Origin of the sequence: Burkholderia sp. 9779_493 (genome assembly GCF_015712215.1) — a bacterium.
GTDB classification, from domain to species: Bacteria; Pseudomonadota; Gammaproteobacteria; order Burkholderiales; family Burkholderiaceae; genus Burkholderia; species Burkholderia cenocepacia.
In genome coordinates this window covers 70,945-86,715 of sequence record NZ_JACCQA010000008.1, presented here as the reverse complement: position 1 = coordinate 86,715, position 15,771 = coordinate 70,945, and the positions used below count along the sequence as shown (strand labels likewise).

Below are 15,771 nucleotides of genomic sequence, written 5' to 3'. Positions count from 1 at the left end.
ATTCGACGACGTACGATGACAGTTGTAAGGTCGGTTTTTTGCACCGGTATTTCTTGTGCGAAAAAGTCCGGTGACGGCGGAAATGACGGGGAAACGACGCCCGCTGCGGGCCAGCAGGAAGCGGCGCGATCGCCGCCAGGCATCCGCTGCCATGGAGTCGTCGGGAACGACTCGGCGCGACACGCCGGAACACGCAAGACGCCGCAATCAAGCCATCGCGCCGGCGCGAGAAACTCGACCGGTTGCTCGCGCATCGATTCGTCCAATCAGTTGTCGCGCCGCCACAGAAGTTCGACTGTGGGCCGCAGCACTTATCAACAATCCTTGATCACTGCGGACGCTGTGCGCCCCGTCCGCCGCCCGAACGGCACACCTGTGCGGCGCGCATCGGCCTCGCTCAACCGTGCATGAGCAACCACGCGCCGAGCGCCGCGCTCACCAGCGCGAACGGAATCGAAACGAGGTGGAACGGCAGCCACATGCGCGGCTCCTTCGCGAGACGCACCGCGATCAGGTTCGCGAGCGAGCCGATCGCGAAACCGAAGCCGCCGACCGATACGCCGAATGCCAGCGCGCGCCAGTCGTGCGTGAACTCCGACAGCAGAATCGCGGCCGGCACGTTGCTGATCACCTGCGACAGCGCCGCGCCGGCGGCGTAGACGCGCAGCGGCGAATCGAGTTGCGCATGCGCGACCGCATCGTGCACGACGGGCAGCGCAGCCGCGCTGCGCAACACGACGAACATCAGCACGAAGATCAGCAGCAGCAGCCAGTCGATCTTCAGGACTGCGTCACGTTTGACGGCGAGCAGCACGATCGCGACACCGACGAGGCCGGGCAGCGGATGGTGCGCATCGGCGAGCAGCACGAACGCGGCGAACAGCACCGCCGCGATCAACGCGTGCATGCGTTGGACGGGAAAGGACGCGGCGTCGCCGGACAGGTCGAGCGGCTTCGCGCGAAACATCAATGCGGTCAGCACGAGCAGCAGCGCCATCAGCGCGAGCGCGAGCGGCCCGAGCGTGACCACGAAACGGCCGAACGACACGCCGCTCAATTGCCACAGGAACAGATTCTGGGGATTGCCGAGCGGGGTCGCGACGGACCCGGCGTTGACGGCCAGCGCGACGACGATCACGAGCCGCCGGAACGGCAGCGGTGTCAGCGCGCGCAGCGACACCATCAACGGTACGACGACGAACAGCGCGACGTCGTTGGTGAGCCACATCGACAGCACGGCGGCGAAGCCGACAAGCAGCATCGCGAGCCCTCGCTCGGAATGCACGTGATGCACGATGCGATGCGCGAGCCACATCAGGCAGCCGGACAACTCGAGCGCCTTGGTCAGCATCAGCAGGCCCGCGAGCGTCGCGACCGTCTGCCAGTCGACGCGGTCGGCCAGTACCGAAAATGGTTGCGGACGCACCCATTGCAGCACGATCAGGCCAAGCGCCAGCACCGACAGTACCGGTTCCTGCGCGAGCCAGCCGAGCCACCGGCGCGGCGCCGGTGCGCCCGTTTGCTCCATGGGTTGCCCGTTACTCTTCGGTCGCGACGTTGCCGCGCAGGCGCGCGAGAATGCCCTCGAGCGCGTCGAGGTTGCCGAAGTCGATCAACACCTGCCCGCGCCCGCGGCGGCCCAGCTTGATCTTCACCGTCGACGCGAGCAGGTCTGACAACTCCTCTTCGAGACGACGTGTATCGCGGCCGCCGTCGTCCTTCGCACGCGCCTTCACGGCCGGCGCTTCCTTCGTCGTATGTGCGACGAGCTTCTCGGTCTCGCGCACCGACATGCGCTTGTTGACGACCTGATGCGCGAGCGTGATCTGCGTGGCCGCGTCGACCGCGAGCAGCGCGCGTGCGTGCCCCATGTCGAGATCGCCGGCCAGCAGCATCGTCTGCACGGGTGACGCGAGGTTCAGCAGGCGCAGCAGGTTCGACACCGCGCTGCGCGAACGGCCGACCGATTCGGCAGCCTGTTCGTGCGTGAAACCGAACTCGTCGAGCAGGCGCTGGATGCCGTGCGCCTCTTCGAGCGGATTCAGGTCCTCGCGCTGAATGTTCTCGATCAGCGCCATCGCGGCGGCGGCCTGATCGGATACGTCTTTCACGAGCACCGGCACTTCATCGAGGCCGGCCAGGCGCGCCGCGCGGAAACGCCGCTCGCCCGCGATGATCTCGTATTTGTCTGACGAAATGGGCCGTACCAGGATCGGCTGCATCACGCCCTGCGCGCGAATGCTGGCCGCGAGCTCCTGCAGGCTGCCTTCGTCCATCCGCGTACGCGGCTGGTACTTGCCGGCTTGCAGCTTGCCGAGCGCGAGCGTGTTCGGTGCGCCTTCGATCTTCACCGCTTCGGTGATATCGGCACTGCCGCCGAGCAGCGCTTCGAGGCCACGTCCCAAGCCCTTCTTCTTTGGTACCGCGTTCATGTCTTTCTTCCTCGCTTCGCTCATGTCCGGATCACGACACCTCGAACGCGCGCACGCGTTCGATCATCTCGGCACCGAACTGGATATACGCCTGCGCACCGCGCGAGCTGCGATCGAACACGACGCCCGGCAACCCGTAACTCGGCGCTTCCGCCAGACGCACGTTGCGCGGAATCACCGCGTCGAACACCTTGTCGCCGAAGTGCGCTTTCAGTTGATCGGAGACTTGCTGCTGCAGCGTGATGCGCGGATCGAACATCACGCGCAGCAGGCCGATGATCTTCAGGTCGCGATTCATGTTCGCGTGGACCTGCTTGATCGTATTGACGAGGTCCGACAGCCCTTCCAGCGCGAAGTACTCGCACTGCATCGGGATCACGACGCCGTGCGCCGCGCACAGGCCGTTCAGCGTCAGCAGCGACAGCGTCGGCGGGCAATCGATCAGCACGAAATCGTAGTCGTCGGCCACGCGCTCGAGCGCGGCCTTCAGCCGGCGCTCGCGATTGTCGATGCTGATCAGCTCGATCTCGGCGCCGGACAGCTCGCGGTTCGCGGGAAGCACGTCGTAGGTGACGCCTTCCGGACGCACGCGCGCGTCGGTCACCGACACGCCATCGACCAGCACTTCGTACACGGTCGCTTCGCAGGCGGCCTTGTCGATCCCGCTGCCCATCGTCGCGTTGCCCTGCGGGTCGAGATCGATCAACAGGACTCGTTGCTCCTGCGCTGCAAGGCTTGCGGCGAGATTGACCGATGTCGTCGTCTTGCCGACGCCCCCCTTCTGGTTCGCAACGCAGAAGATCTTTGCCATCGTTGGTGTGTTCCCTTTACCTTCAAACAAACGGCGCGCTACCGCGCGCCTTCAATTCGCGTCGTCGACGGCCACTTCGAACAGATGCCGCTCCGCATCGAGCATCGGCACCGCCAGCCGGATCGTCTGCTTGACGTGGCTGCCTTCCGGCAACCGCGCAATCTCGTCGTCCGGGTGAACGCCCTTCATCGCCCAGATCGAACCACCCGGCGCGACCAGATGTCGAGCAAGTTTAACGAAGTCGGATAGATCCGCGAAAGCGCGGGATACGATCATGTCGAATTTTTCCGGCACTTCGACACCCGGCTGCAGCGATTCGACCCGCCCGGTGACCACCGACAGGTTCGCCAGCTTCAGCTCCGCGCGCATCTGCGTCTGGAAGGCAGACTTCTTCTGCACGATATCGTTCAGCGTGACCTGCCAGCCCGGCTCGACGATCGCCAGCACGATACCGGGCAGCCCGCCGCCCGAGCCGACGTCGAGCACGCGCGCCGACGTACGACCACGCAGATGCGGGACGATGGAAAGCGAATCGAGGATGTGCTGGATCAGCATCTGCTTCGGGTCGCGGATCGCGGTCAGGTTGTAGACCGCGTTCCACTTGCCGAGCAGCGCGACGTAGTCGAGCAGCTGGTTGCGTTGCGCATCCGTCAGCGTGAGGTCGAGCGCCGCCGTGCCTTCGACGAGCATCTGTTCCAGTACGTCCCGATTAACCGCCGGCGCGCGACGCGCCGTCATTGTTGCGTCGGGACGGTACCGCCCCCCTGCTCCGCGGCCTCTGCGGCCGTGCCGTTGCGGCGGCCCAGGCCGCGCCGCTTCAGGTGCACCATCAGCAGCGAGATGGCCGCCGGCGTGACGCCCGAGATACGCGACGCTTGCCCGATCGTTTCCGGCCGGAACTCGTTGAGCTTCTGGCTCACCTCGAACGACAGGCCGCGGACTTCACGGTAATCGATACCGTCCGGCAGGCGCGTGTTCTCGTTCGCATCGTTGCGCTCGATTTCGGACGCCTGGCGCTCGATATAGCCCTGATACTTGATGCCGATCTCGACCTGTTCCTTGATCTGTTCGAGCAGCACCGGATCGTCCGTCAGCGGCTCCGCGGGGCCGCACTCGCCGCCCTTCAGTCCGCATACGCCGTCGTAGCTCACACCCGGGCGGCGCAGCAGCTCGGCGAGGCTGTATTCGTGATCGATCGCCTTGCCGAGCAACGCGGTCGCCTCTTCTGCCGGCAGCGTCTTCGGCGTGACCCAGGTCGACTTCAGGCGTTCGGTTTCACGTGAAACAGCGTCGCGTTTCCGGCTGAAGGCGTCCCAGCGCGCGTCGTCGACCAGCCCCAGTTCGCGGCCGATTTCGGTCAAGCGCATGTCGGCATTATCTTCGCGCAGGCTCAGGCGATACTCGGCGCGACTCGTGAACATCCGGTACGGCTCGGCCACACCGCGCGTAACGAGATCGTCGACCAGCACGCCCAGATAGGCCTGGTCGCGCCGCGGGCACCATGCCTCCTTCTCCTGCACGTAACGGCCTGCATTGAGGCCGGCCAGCAGACCCTGCGCGGCCGCCTCTTCGTAGCCGGTCGTGCCGTTGATCTGGCCCGCAAAAAACAGCCCGTTGATCGCCTTCGTCTCGAGCGACGCCTTCAGCGCGCGCGGGTCGAAGTAGTCATACTCGATCGCGTAGCCGGGACGCAGGATGTGCGCGTTCTCGAGGCCGCGCATCGAATGCACGAGCTCGAGCTGGACATCGAACGGCAGGCTCGTCGAGATCCCGTTCGGGTAGAACTCGTTGGTCGTCAGCCCTTCCGGTTCCAGGAAGATCTGGTGCGATTCCTTCGATGCAAACCGGTGGATCTTGTCCTCGATCGACGGGCAATAGCGCGGCCCGACACCTTCGATCACGCCTGTATACATAGGCGAACGGTCGAGACCGCCGCGAATGATGTCGTGCGTGCGCTCGTTCGTATGCGTGACCCAGCACGGCAGCTGCTGCGGATGCTGCTCCGCGCGGCCCAGGAACGAGAACACGGGGATCGGATCGAGGTCGCCCGGCTGCTCGTCGAGCTTCGAGAAGTCGATCGTGCGCCCGTCGATACGCGGCGGCGTACCGGTCTTCAGGCGGCCCTGCGGCAGCTTCAGCTCCTTCAGGCGCGACGACAGCGACACGGCCGCCGGATCACCCGCGCGGCCGCCCGTGTAGTTGTTCAGGCCGACGTGGATCTTGCCGTCGAGGAACGTACCGGCCGTCAGCACGACCGCGCGCGCGCGAAAGCGGATGCCGATCTGCGTGACGGCGCCGACCACGCGGTCGCCTTCGACCATCAGGTCGTCGACGGCCTGTTGGAACAGCCATAGGTTCGGCTGATTTTCGAGCCGATGGCGGATTGCGGCCTTGTACAGGATGCGATCCGCCTGTGCGCGGGTCGCGCGTACGGCCGGGCCCTTCGATGAATTGAGGATCCGGAACTGAATACCGCTTTCATCCGTCGCGGCAGCCATTGCGCCGCCCAGTGCGTCGACTTCCTTGACCAGATGGCCCTTGCCAATGCCGCCGATCGACGGATTGCAGCTCATCTGCCCAAGCGTTTCGATGTTGTGGGTCAGCAGCAGTGTCTTTGCGCCCATGCGGGCGGACGCCAGCGCGGCTTCCGTGCCGGCATGACCGCCACCGACGACGATGACGTCAAATTCTGTGGGAAAAAGCATGGTGGATTCCGTACGCAGAGCTGCGCACGAACCTATCAGAGAAATGTATGGGCCGAATTATAGCGGGTTCGCTTTTCACCCGAAGGCCGTCCGAATGGTAGGGTCTGTGCATTTCGGCGATTTTTGGCTGAGGACCGGTGAAATGCCTTGGTAGGCGTACTTCGGCGATGCCTACGAGCGATTCAACGCACATCGTCGTGCCTGTGCAAAAGCTCTGGTTGATAGTCGCGTCAGCATGTGTGGAACTCGTTAACTGGCCAATGCCTGTGGACCAGCGCAACACGCCAGACCCGAATCCTGTGCCCATCACCACACAGTATTTCTGTCGGCCGTCCCCGTGCTTATCCACCGAAGCGCGCCGCATCATCGGCCTGTGGAACAAGTGAGCGCAGCACCGCACAGAGCTTCCCACTATTCCGGCGCGACTTATCCGCCGGGCCAGAATCGTCGACGCATCGAAACCCGGCCCAGCTTCAAAACAAAAACGGCGTGTTTCACGTGAAACACGCCGCCCGTTTCCTGCCCACCGAGCCGACAATCAAGCCGTCTTCTTCGCCAGCCCGAGGTACGTTTCGATCACACGCGGATTCTGCGCGAGTTCGGCCGCCGGCCCTTCCAGCGCAAACTCGCCCGTCTCCAGCACATAACCGTAATCGGAGATCTGCAGCGCCGCCCGTGCGTTCTGCTCGATCAGCAGCGTCGCCACGCCGGTGCCGCGCAACGCGCTGATGATATGAAAGATCTCTTTCACGATCAGCGGCGCCAGCCCGAGGCTCGGCTCGTCGAGCATCAGCAGATCGGGTTTGCCCATCAGCGCACGGCCGACCGCCAGCATCTGCCGCTCGCCACCGGACAGCGTGCCGGCCGCCTGCCGGCGCCGCTCCTTCAGCCGCGGGAACAGCGCGAACACGTGATCGAGCTGATCGAGGAAGTTCGCTTCTCCCGCCTGCTTGCGCCGATATGCGCCCAATACGAGGTTGTCCTCGACCGTCATCGTGCTGAACAGCTCGCGTTTCTCCGGTACGAGGCACATCCCGCGTGCGACGCGCTGCTCGACGGGCAATGCGCCGACGTCGTGGCCGCGATACACGACCGCGCCGGACGCGTGCCCCGTTACCGGCAGCGCCCCCATGATCGCGTTCAGCAGCGTCGACTTACCGGCGCCGTTCGGGCCGATCACGCTGACGATCTGTCCCGCCCCGACCTTGATGGCCGCGCCGTGCAGCGCCTCCACCTTTCCGTACCGCACCGCCAATCCGCGTACTTCAAGAATCGGCATCGTCGTGTCCGCCATCACTCCACCCCGCCCAGATACGCTTCGAGTACGGCCGGGTCCTGCTGCACATCCTGCGGCAGCCCTTCCGCGATCCGCGTGCCGAATTCCATTACCACCAGCCGGTCGGTGAGGTTCATCACGAAATCCATGTCGTGTTCCACGAGCAACACACTCATCCCTTCGGCCTTCAGCCGCCGCAGCAGGTCGGCGAGTTGCTGCTTCTCCTGGTAACGCAGCCCGGCGGCCGGCTCGTCGAGCAGCAGCAACGTCGGATCGCAGCACAGCGCCCGCGCGATTTCGAGGATCCGCTGCTGGCCGAGCGCGAGGCTGCCCGCTTCGTCGTACATGTGCTTTTCCAGCCCGACGCGGCGGATCTGGCGCGCGGCTTCGGCCAGCAACTGCGCTTCCTCGTGCGCATTGAGCCGCGCGATGCTGCGCCACACGCCCGTGTGGCCACGCAGATGGGCGCCGATCGCGACGTTCTCGAGCACCGTCATCGCCGGCAGCAGCTTCACGTGCTGGAACGTGCGGCCGATGCCGCGGCGGACGATCTGACGCGACGTCAGCCCGTCGATGCGTTCGCCACGGAACGTGATCGCTCCGCCGGTCGGCTTCAGCACGCCGGTCACGAGGTTGAACGTGGTCGACTTGCCTGCGCCGTTCGGGCCGATCAGCCCGATGATCTGCCCCGCTTTCACGTCGAAGCTGACGTCGTTGACGGCCACCAGCCCGCCGAACTGCTTGCGTGCGTTGTCGACGACGAGCAGCGGCTCGCCGGCCACGGGCTTCGCGCGCTGTGGCAGCGGGTCGGCCTGCTCCGGCACATGCGCGCGCGGCCCGCGCGGGAACAGCTTCGCGACGAACGGCCATACGCCCTGGCGCGCGTACTGCAGCAGCAGCACCATCAGCACGCCGAACACGATGATCTCGAAGTTGCCTTCCGAACCGAGCAGCTTCGGCAGCAGTGTCTGCAGATAGTCCTGCAGCACGGTCAGGATCGCGGCGCCGAGCACCGCGCCCCACACGTGCGACACGCCGCCCACCACGGCCATGAACAGGAATTCGATCCCGTGGTTCAGGCCGAACGGAGTCGGGTTCACCGCGCGCTGCAGATGCGCGTACAGAAAGCCCGATACGGCAGCGAGCACGGCCGCGTAGACGAAGATCACGACGCGCATCCACGCGGTGTTCACGCCCATCGCCTCGGCCATCACGCCGCCGCCGCGCAGCGCGCGGATCGCGCGACCCGGACGGCTGTTCAGCAGGTTCTGCACCGACACGATCGCGGCCAGCACCACGGCCCAGATCAGGAAATACAGGCTGCGACCGCTTTCGAGCTCGATGCCGAACAGGTTCAGCGCCGGAATCCCGTTGATCCCGTCGTACTTGCCGAGCAGTTCGAGGTTGCCGAACAGGTAGAACAGCGCGAGTCCCCACGCGATCGTGCCGAGCGGCAGGAAGTGCCCGGACAGCCGCATCGTCACGGCGCCCAGCACGAGCGCGACCAGCGCCGTCAGCACGACGCCGACGATCAGCGCGAGCCACGGCGACACGCCGTACCGCGTCGTCAGGAACGCGGTCGCATACGCGCCAATGCCGACGAACGCGGCCTGCCCGAAGCTCGTCATCCCGCCGACGCCCGTCAGCAGCACGAGCCCGATCGCGACGATCGCATACAGGCCGATGTAGTTCAGCAGCGTGATCCAGTACTCGGGCACCTGCAGCGCGCCGGGCAGCACCGGCAGCGCGAACAGCACCACGAGAAACACCCAGAAGGTCTTGTTGCGTACCATCGTCTTCATCGCGTCACTCCTCTTCCTCTTCCGCATGCGGCGTCACGAAGCTCCGCCACAGCAGCACCGGAATGATCAGCGTGAACACGATCACCTCCTTGTATGCGCTCGCCCAGAACGACGAATAGGATTCGAGCACGCCGACCAGCAGCGAGCCGGCGGCCGCGAGCGGATAGCTGACGAGCCCGCCGATGATCGCGCCGACGAAGCCCTTCAGGCCGATCAGGAAGCCCGAGTCGTAGTAGATCGTCGTCAGCGGACCGACGAGGATCCCGGACAGCACGCCGAGCCCCGCCGCGAACGTGAATGCAAGCCGCCCCGCTTCGGTGGTGCCGATGCCGACGAGCCGCGCCCCGAGCCGGTTCACCGACGTCGCGCGCAGCGCCTTGCCCGCGATCGTGCGGCCGAAGTACACGTAGAGCGCACCGATCAACACGAGCGCCGTGACGACGACGAGGATGCTCTGCACCGACACCGTCATGCTGCCGATCGCGAGCGACGCGTCCGAGAACGCGTTGGTGCGCGAGCCTTCCGCGCCGAACATCACGAGGCCGAGACCGACCATCGCGAAATGGACGGCGACCGACACGATCAGCAGCAGCAGCGTCGTGCCTTCGGCGATCGGCTGGTACACGAGCCGGTAGACGAACGGCCCCATCGGCACGACGATCGCGAGCGTCAGTGCGATCTGCGCGAGCATCGGCATCGGTTGCGCGGCAAAGCTGCGCGTGATCGCGAACACCGCGAGCGGCAGCAGGATGTAGCGGCTGGCGAGCGTCGCGAGCGTGCGGCCGAGCTGATGGCGGCGTTCGCGATGCCGGATCAGGCCACCGACTTCGAGCAGGAAGCACGCGATGCCCATCACGAACAGCAGCCAGCAGGTGGCGGGGAATTTCTGCGCCTGCAACGCGGCCAGCGTCAGCGCACCGTAGGCGACGAACTCGCCCTGGGGAATGAAGATCACCCGCGTGACGGAAAACACCAGGACGAGCGCCAGCGACAACAATGCATAAATGGCGCCGGTCGTGATGCCGTCTTGCGCGAGGATCGCCGCAATCGAGAGATCCATACGTTTCGTGTATCGAGAGAAGGCTGCGGAGAAACGAAAGGCGGAAACGGCCGGGATGCGCGCGACGCGATCGGCACGTCGCGCGCCATGCGGCGGGCCCCGGTGGTTCCAGGCGACACGGGTGCGGCCGTCAGGCACGCTACCCTGCCGACGGCACACGCGGCGCCGTTCGCGCCGCGCACGCCGGTTTCACGTGATGCTTGCGCTTACTCGGCCTGCAGCTTCCACTTGCCGTCGACGATCTGCACCATCACGCGCGCACGCGTGTCGAAGCCGTTGTGATCGGTCGCCGTCATGTTGATCACGCCGTGCGACACGGGCAGATCCTTCACGCTTTCGAGCGACGCGCGCAGTGCTTCGCGGAACGCCTCGGTGCCCGGCTGGCCCTTCTTCAGCGCTTCCGGGATCGCCCGCTGCAGCAGCAGGCCCGCATCCCACGCATGACCGCCGAACGTCGACAGCGAACCCGCGCCGTAGGCCTTCTCGTACGCGGCCTTGTAGCCGAGCGCCGGCTTCTTCACCGGGTTCGAATCGGGCAGCTGGTCGGTCACGAGCACGGGGCCGGCCGGCAGGATCTCGCCTTCGCAATCCTTGCCGCACACGCGCAGGAAATCGTTGTTGGCGACACCGTGCGTCTGGTACACCTTGCCCTTGTAGCCGCGCTCCTTCAGCGTCTTGGCCGGCAGCGCCGCCGGCGTGCCGGAGCCCGCGATCAGCACCGCATCCGGGTTCGAGCCCAGCAGCTTCAGCACCTGCCCCATCACCGACGCGTCGGTCCGGTTGTAGCGCTCGTTCGATACGAGCTTCAGCCCGTTCTTCGCGGCCGCCGCGTCGAACGTCTTGTACCAGCTGTCGCCGTACGCGTCGGCGAAACCGATGAAGCCGACCGTCTTCACGCCGTGCTTCGCCATGTAACCGGCGATCGCGTCGGCCATCAGCTGGTCGTTCTGCGGCACCTTGAACATCCACGCGCGCTTCGCGTCCATCGGCGCGATGATCTGCGCGCTCGCCGCGAGCGAGATCGTCGGCGTCTTGCCCTGCGACACGGGGTCGAGCATCGCGAGCGAGTTCGGCGTGACCGACGAGCCGATGATCGCGTCGACGTGGTCCTCGTCGATCAGCTTGCGCACGTTCTGCACCGCGCGGCTCGTGTCGGAGGCGTCGTCCAGCACGATGTACTGCACGCTCTTGCCCGCGATTTCCTTCGGCAGCAGCGCGATCGTGTTCTTTTCCGGAATCCCGAGCGAAGCGGCCGGGCCGGTGGCCGACAGCGTCACGCCGATCTTGACCTGCGCCGACGCCGTAGCCGCCGCACACACGAGGCCCGCGGCAAGCAGGGCCTCCATCCATCGATTCATCTTCATTTACGTTGTCTCCAAACGCTGCTCGAAAAAACCACGGGTCACTCGGGCGGCTCCCGGTCCCCAAAAACAAGTTAATAAATTAACTATCTCGTCCTGCCCCGCCAATGCTCGTTTTCCCGTGACACGCCGGGCGCGCGCCGCATGCCGGCCCAAACGATCGTTCGACCGTCACGATGCGCAGCGGGGGTGTCGTCAGGATGAAGAAAGCGAAGAAATGCGCGAGCGCGCGAGTGATCGTTGCGGCTGCATCGATGATCGGCGCGCAGCTCGAACCGGCCTGCTGCGGCCAGGCCCGCGACGGGTGAAACATCGAAAAACCGGCCGCTCATGCGAATACGGACGCAAACGCGGATGTCGATGCGAGCGCAACGACCCGCGAGGGCGCGGGAACGCGCATACGGGCCGCGGAACGGCTCGGGAATGCCGCGATGACCCACCGCGCACCCCATGACGAACGGACGGCGCCTGCCGCCTCTCCTGCCCCGATCCACCGTGCTGCGCTGCTCATCCAACCGTACTCCCTCTTCTGCATTGTGCTTGTAGGAGAACTGCCGACCATTTTCCCGACCGCACGGTCGGCGAAAGCCGAGTGTAACGGACGCATTTCGCGCACGCCAACCGGGTAAGCCCGAAGCGCCTGTGCAGGACTGCGCAGCGTCTACGAACGAATCGCCGGAAACGGAAAACGGGGAACGCGCGAAGCGCGGAAAAGACGCGGTGCGAACGCAAACGCGGGAAGTGGCCGTCACGCGGGCCGATGCACCATCGAAGGAATCCGTGCACGCAAATGAAAAAGCGCTGTTGGATTCCGTCCAACAGCGCTTTGGGGTCCGGGCACTTTGTGCCTCGATTGTCTCCTCGTTCTCCACCTGCAAATTCGTTTCGCGGTGCATCAGAACTAAGGTGAATCTTAAAGAGGCTTAAGCACCACGACAACTTAGCATTTACCCCTATGGTGCATCGCCGCACGAAAATGGGGCACCAGCCTGCCGCGCGGCGCCGGCCGGAGCCTGCTGCGACGCCCTTCCCGGGCGTGCCGGATGGTGCTTCGCATCAACGCGCGGCAACGCGCACCGCATGCTCATGACGAGGCCCTGAGCGGCTTGACCCGCGCGACCATCTCGCCGACGATCCCGCGCCGGAATGCCAGCACGCACGCGATGAAGATCAGCCCGGTGACGATCGTCGCCGATTCGCCGAGCGAATGGAACCACGCGACGCCCGTCGTCGACGCGAGCCATTCGCCGATGTCGCCGAGCCGGTCTTCCAGCGCCACGATCAGCGCGGCGCCCAGCAGCGGCCCGAACAGCGTGCCCATTCCGCCGACCAGCGTCATCAGCACGACGAGGCCCGACATCGTCCAGTACGCGTCCGACAGCGTCTCGAAGCCGAGCACCAGCACCTTCAGCGAGCCGGCCAGCCCCGCGAGCCCGGCCGACAGGATGAACGCGAGCAGCTTGAAGCGGTCGGTGTCGTAGCCGAGCGAGATCGCGCGCGCCTCGTTCTCCTTGATGGCGACGAGCACCTGGCCGAACGGCGAATGCACGACCCGCACGATGAACGCGCACGCGGCCACGACCACCACCAGCACGACGTAGTACAGCGCGACGTCGTTCGACAGGTCGAGCAGCCCGAACAGGCGGCCGCGCGGCACGCCCTGCAGGCCGTCCTCGCCGTGCGTGAACGGCGCCTGCAGATAGATGAAGTAGACCATCTGCGCGAACGCGAGCGTGATCATCGCGAAGTAGATGCCCTGCCGGCGAATCGCGAACAGCCCGACGACGAGCCCGAGCAGCGTCGCGGCGACGGTGCCGACCAGCACGCCGAGCTCCGGCGTGAAACCGAGCGTCTGCATCGAGTAGCCGGTCGCATAGCCGGCCGTCGCGAGGAACATCGCATGGCCGAACGACAGCAGCCCCGTATAGCCGATCAGCAGGTTGAACGCGGCCGCGAACAGCGCGAACGCGAGCACCTTCATCACGAACACCGGATACGCGCCGATGAACGGCGCGGCGAGCAGTGCGGCGAGCAGCACGCCGTAGAGCACTTTTCTCTGCATCATTTTTCCTTGCCGAAGAGGCCCGCCGGGCGGAACAGCAGCACGATCGCCATGATCACGAACACGACGGTGGCCGACGCTTCGGGATAGAACACGCGCGTGAAGCCCTCGATCACGCCGAGCAGCAGGCCCGTGACGATCGAGCCGAGGATCGAGCCCATCCCGCCGATCACGACCACCGCGAACACGGTGATGATCATCGGCTGGCCCATCAGCGGCGACACCTGGATCACCGGCGCGGCCAGCACGCCCGCGAACGCGGCGAGCGCGACGCCGAAGCCGTAGGTGAGCGTGATCATCATCGGCACGTTCACGCCGAACGCCTCGACGAGCTTCGGGTTCTCGGTGCCCGCGCGCAGGTACGCGCCGAGCCGCGTCTTCTCGATCACGAACCACGTCGCGAGGCACACCGCGAGCGACGCGACGACGACCCAGGCGCGATAGTTCGGCAGGAACATGAAGCCGAGGTTGGTCGCGCCGGACAGCTGCGACGGCACGTCGTACGGCTGGCCCGACGATCCGTAGATCGACCGGAACACGCCTTCGACGACCAGCGTGAGGCCGAACGTGAGCAGCAGCCCGTACAGGTGATCGAGCTTGTACAGCCAGCGCAGCATCGAGCGCTCGATCGCGATCCCGAACGCGCCGACAATCAGCGGCGCCAGCGCGAGCATCGCCCAGTACGGCAGCCCGAAATACGACAGGCCCATCCACGCGAGCATCGCGCCCAGCATGAACAGCGCGCCGTGCGCGAAGTTGATCACGTTGAGCAGCCCGAAGATCACCGCGAGCCCGAGGCTCAGGATCGCGTAGAACGAGCCGTTGACGAGCCCGAGCAGCAACTGGCTCAGCATCGCCGGCAACGGAATGCCAAAGATTTCCATCGACTTAGCCGTCAGAATGAGTTTCGTTGCGTGCGCAACCTTACGGCCGTTGCGCGCGCGAGCGGCGCAGCAGGCACGTCGCTGCGGCCGCCGCCGCGCGGCGCGCGACTCGCGCGCGCCGCTACGCAGCGCTTACTTCCACAACGCGCAGCGCGTTTCCTGCTTGGTGCCGAACGCCTGTTCGCCCGGAATCGTCGCGAGCACCTTGTAGTAGTCCCACGGCTCCTTCGATTCAGACGGCTTCTTCACTTCCATCAGGTACATGTCGTGGATCATGCTGCCGTCCTGGCGGATGTAGCCCTTCGCGTAGAAGTCGCTGATCTTGATCTTCTTCAGCTCGGCCATCACCTTGTCGGAGTCGGTCGTCCCGGCGGCCTGCACGGCCTTCAGGTACGTCGTCACCGACGAGTAGTCGGCCGCCTGCAGGCTCGACGGCATCTTCTTCATCTTGCCGAAGTAGCGCTGCGCCCACTGGCGCGACGCCGCGTCGCGGTTCCAGTACCAGCTGTCGGTCAGCACGAGACCCTGCGTCGTCTCGAGGCCGAGGCTGTGCACGTCGTCGATGAACATCAGCAGCGCGGCGAGCTTCATCGTCTTCGTGATGCCGAATTCCTTCGCGGCCTTGATCGAGTTGATCGTGTCGCCGCCCGCGTTCGCGAGGCCGAGAATCTGTGCCTTCGACGATTGCGCCTGCAGCAGGAACGACGAGAAATCCGATGCGGACAGCGGATGACGCACCGCGCCGAGCACCTGCCCGCCGTTCGCCTTCACGACGTCCGACGTGTTCTTCTCGAGCGCCTTGCCGAACGCGTAGTCGGCCGTCAGGAAGAACCAGCTCTTGCCACCCTGCTTCACCACCGCCGACCCGGTGCCCTTCGCGAGCGCCATCGTGTCGTACGCGTAGTGGACCGTGTACGGCGTGCACTGCTCGTTGGTCAGCGTGTCGGCGCCCGCGCCGATGTTGATGTAGACCTTCTTCTTCTCGGCCGCGACCTGGTTCATCGACAGCGCGGTGGCCGAGTTCGTGCCGCCGACCAGCAGGTCGAGGCCGCCGCGGTCCATCCATTCGCGCGCCTTCGATGCGGCGATGTCGGCCTTGTTCTGGTGATCGGCATAGACGACCTCGATCGGCTTGCCGAGCACCTTGCCGCCGAAGTCCGCGACCGCCATGCGGATCGCCTCGAGACCGCCCTGCCCGTCGATATCCGCGTAAAGCCCCGACATGTCGGTGATGAAGCCGATCTTCACGGTATCCGCCGCGTGGGCGGCGCCGGCGGTGAACGCGGCGGTCGCGAGCGCGAGACAGGCCTGTGCGAGGGTCTTCATTTTCATTGACGTCTCCTGTTGTTCTGATGCGTTGTGGTTGTTCGAGGGCCGC

12 protein-coding genes are annotated in these 15,771 nt (G+C 65.5%); all 12 read right to left on the bottom strand.

All coding sequences use genetic code 11. The annotated features are described in order from the left end of the window. Positions 1-397: 397 nt before the first annotated feature. On the bottom strand, positions 398-1,528 hold the full coding sequence (locus H0X95_RS10400; protein ID WP_034201163.1) for an SLC13 family permease: 1,131 nt from the start codon (positions 1,526-1,528) through the stop codon (positions 398-400). Positions 1,529-1,538: 10 nt separating this feature from the next. After that, positions 1,539-2,432: a ParB/RepB/Spo0J family partition protein gene (locus H0X95_RS10395; protein WP_006482728.1), complete on the bottom strand. Its 894-nt coding sequence runs from the start codon at positions 2,430-2,432 to the stop codon at positions 1,539-1,541. A 31-nt stretch (positions 2,433-2,463) separates the two neighbouring features. Continuing rightward, positions 2,464-3,243, bottom strand: coding sequence for a ParA family protein (locus H0X95_RS10390; RefSeq protein ID WP_006482737.1), 780 nt, complete (start codon positions 3,241-3,243; stop codon positions 2,464-2,466). 51 nt (positions 3,244-3,294) lie between these two features. Further along, entirely contained in the window at positions 3,295-3,981 is a 687-nt protein-coding gene (gene rsmG, locus H0X95_RS10385; RefSeq protein WP_048988771.1) for a 16S rRNA (guanine(527)-N(7))-methyltransferase RsmG, read from the bottom strand. Further along, positions 3,978-5,948 (bottom strand): tRNA uridine-5-carboxymethylaminomethyl(34) synthesis enzyme MnmG, encoded by a 1,971-nt coding sequence (gene mnmG / locus H0X95_RS10380; protein WP_006482726.1) that lies wholly within the window; start codon positions 5,946-5,948, stop codon positions 3,978-3,980. Before mnmG ends, rsmG begins: the two co-directional genes overlap by 4 nt. 538 nt (positions 5,949-6,486) lie before the next feature. Beyond that, a complete protein-coding gene (locus H0X95_RS10375) occupies positions 6,487-7,242 on the bottom strand; it encodes an ABC transporter ATP-binding protein (protein ID WP_059721127.1) in 756 nt (251 codons plus the stop codon). Then, positions 7,242-9,026 carry a branched-chain amino acid ABC transporter ATP-binding protein/permease gene (locus tag H0X95_RS10370; RefSeq protein ID WP_006491417.1) on the bottom strand — a complete coding sequence of 595 codons (1,785 nt, stop codon included), beginning with the start codon at positions 9,024-9,026 and terminating at the stop codon, positions 7,242-7,244. Before H0X95_RS10370 ends, H0X95_RS10375 begins: the two co-directional genes overlap by 1 nt. Before the next feature lie 4 nt (positions 9,027-9,030). After that, a complete protein-coding gene (locus H0X95_RS10365; protein WP_006496318.1) occupies positions 9,031-10,086 on the bottom strand; it encodes a branched-chain amino acid ABC transporter permease in 1,056 nt (351 codons plus the stop codon). A gap of 206 nt (positions 10,087-10,292) precedes the next feature. Further along, the gene (locus H0X95_RS10360; RefSeq protein ID WP_006482734.1) at positions 10,293-11,450 is read right to left on the bottom strand and encodes an ABC transporter substrate-binding protein; all 1,158 of its coding nucleotides are present in this window, start codon (positions 11,448-11,450) and stop codon (positions 10,293-10,295) included. Positions 11,451-12,531: 1,081 nt separating this feature from the next. After that, positions 12,532-13,509 (bottom strand): branched-chain amino acid ABC transporter permease, encoded by a 978-nt coding sequence (locus H0X95_RS10355; protein WP_006482714.1) that lies wholly within the window; start codon positions 13,507-13,509, stop codon positions 12,532-12,534. Beyond that, complete coding sequence (locus tag H0X95_RS10350; protein ID WP_058902033.1) at positions 13,509-14,393, bottom strand: branched-chain amino acid ABC transporter permease; 885 nt, start codon at positions 14,391-14,393, stop codon at positions 13,509-13,511. Before H0X95_RS10350 ends, H0X95_RS10355 begins: the two co-directional genes overlap by 1 nt. 132 nt (positions 14,394-14,525) lie before the next feature. Next, positions 14,526-15,725, bottom strand: coding sequence for an ABC transporter substrate-binding protein (locus H0X95_RS10345; RefSeq protein WP_006482735.1), 1,200 nt, complete (start codon positions 15,723-15,725; stop codon positions 14,526-14,528). Positions 15,726-15,771 lie beyond the last annotated feature (46 nt).

Excerpts from the sequence above, each read along its gene's own strand:
- H0X95_RS10400 (WP_034201163.1), bottom strand. The coding sequence starts at position 1,528 with ATGGAGCAAACGGGCGCACCGGCGCCGCGCCGGTGGCTCGGCTGGCTC.
- H0X95_RS10395 (WP_006482728.1), bottom strand. The coding sequence starts at position 2,432 with ATGAACGCGGTACCAAAGAAGAAGGGCTTGGGACGTGGCCTCGAAGCG.
- H0X95_RS10390 (WP_006482737.1), bottom strand. The coding sequence starts at position 3,243 with ATGGCAAAGATCTTCTGCGTTGCGAACCAGAAGGGGGGCGTCGGCAAG.
- rsmG (WP_048988771.1), bottom strand. The coding sequence starts at position 3,981 with ATGACGGCGCGTCGCGCGCCGGCGGTTAATCGGGACGTACTGGAACAG.
- mnmG (WP_006482726.1), bottom strand. The coding sequence starts at position 5,948 with ATGCTTTTTCCCACAGAATTTGACGTCATCGTCGTCGGTGGCGGTCAT.
- H0X95_RS10375 (WP_059721127.1), bottom strand. The coding sequence starts at position 7,242 with ATGGCGGACACGACGATGCCGATTCTTGAAGTACGCGGATTGGCGGTG.
- H0X95_RS10370 (WP_006491417.1), bottom strand. The coding sequence starts at position 9,026 with ATGAAGACGATGGTACGCAACAAGACCTTCTGGGTGTTTCTCGTGGTG.
- H0X95_RS10365 (WP_006496318.1), bottom strand. The coding sequence starts at position 10,086 with ATGGATCTCTCGATTGCGGCGATCCTCGCGCAAGACGGCATCACGACC.
- H0X95_RS10360 (WP_006482734.1), bottom strand. The coding sequence starts at position 11,450 with ATGAAGATGAATCGATGGATGGAGGCCCTGCTTGCCGCGGGCCTCGTG.
- H0X95_RS10355 (WP_006482714.1), bottom strand. The coding sequence starts at position 13,509 with ATGCAGAGAAAAGTGCTCTACGGCGTGCTGCTCGCCGCACTGCTCGCC.
- H0X95_RS10350 (WP_058902033.1), bottom strand. The coding sequence starts at position 14,393 with ATGGAAATCTTTGGCATTCCGTTGCCGGCGATGCTGAGCCAGTTGCTG.
- H0X95_RS10345 (WP_006482735.1), bottom strand. The coding sequence starts at position 15,725 with ATGAAAATGAAGACCCTCGCACAGGCCTGTCTCGCGCTCGCGACCGCC.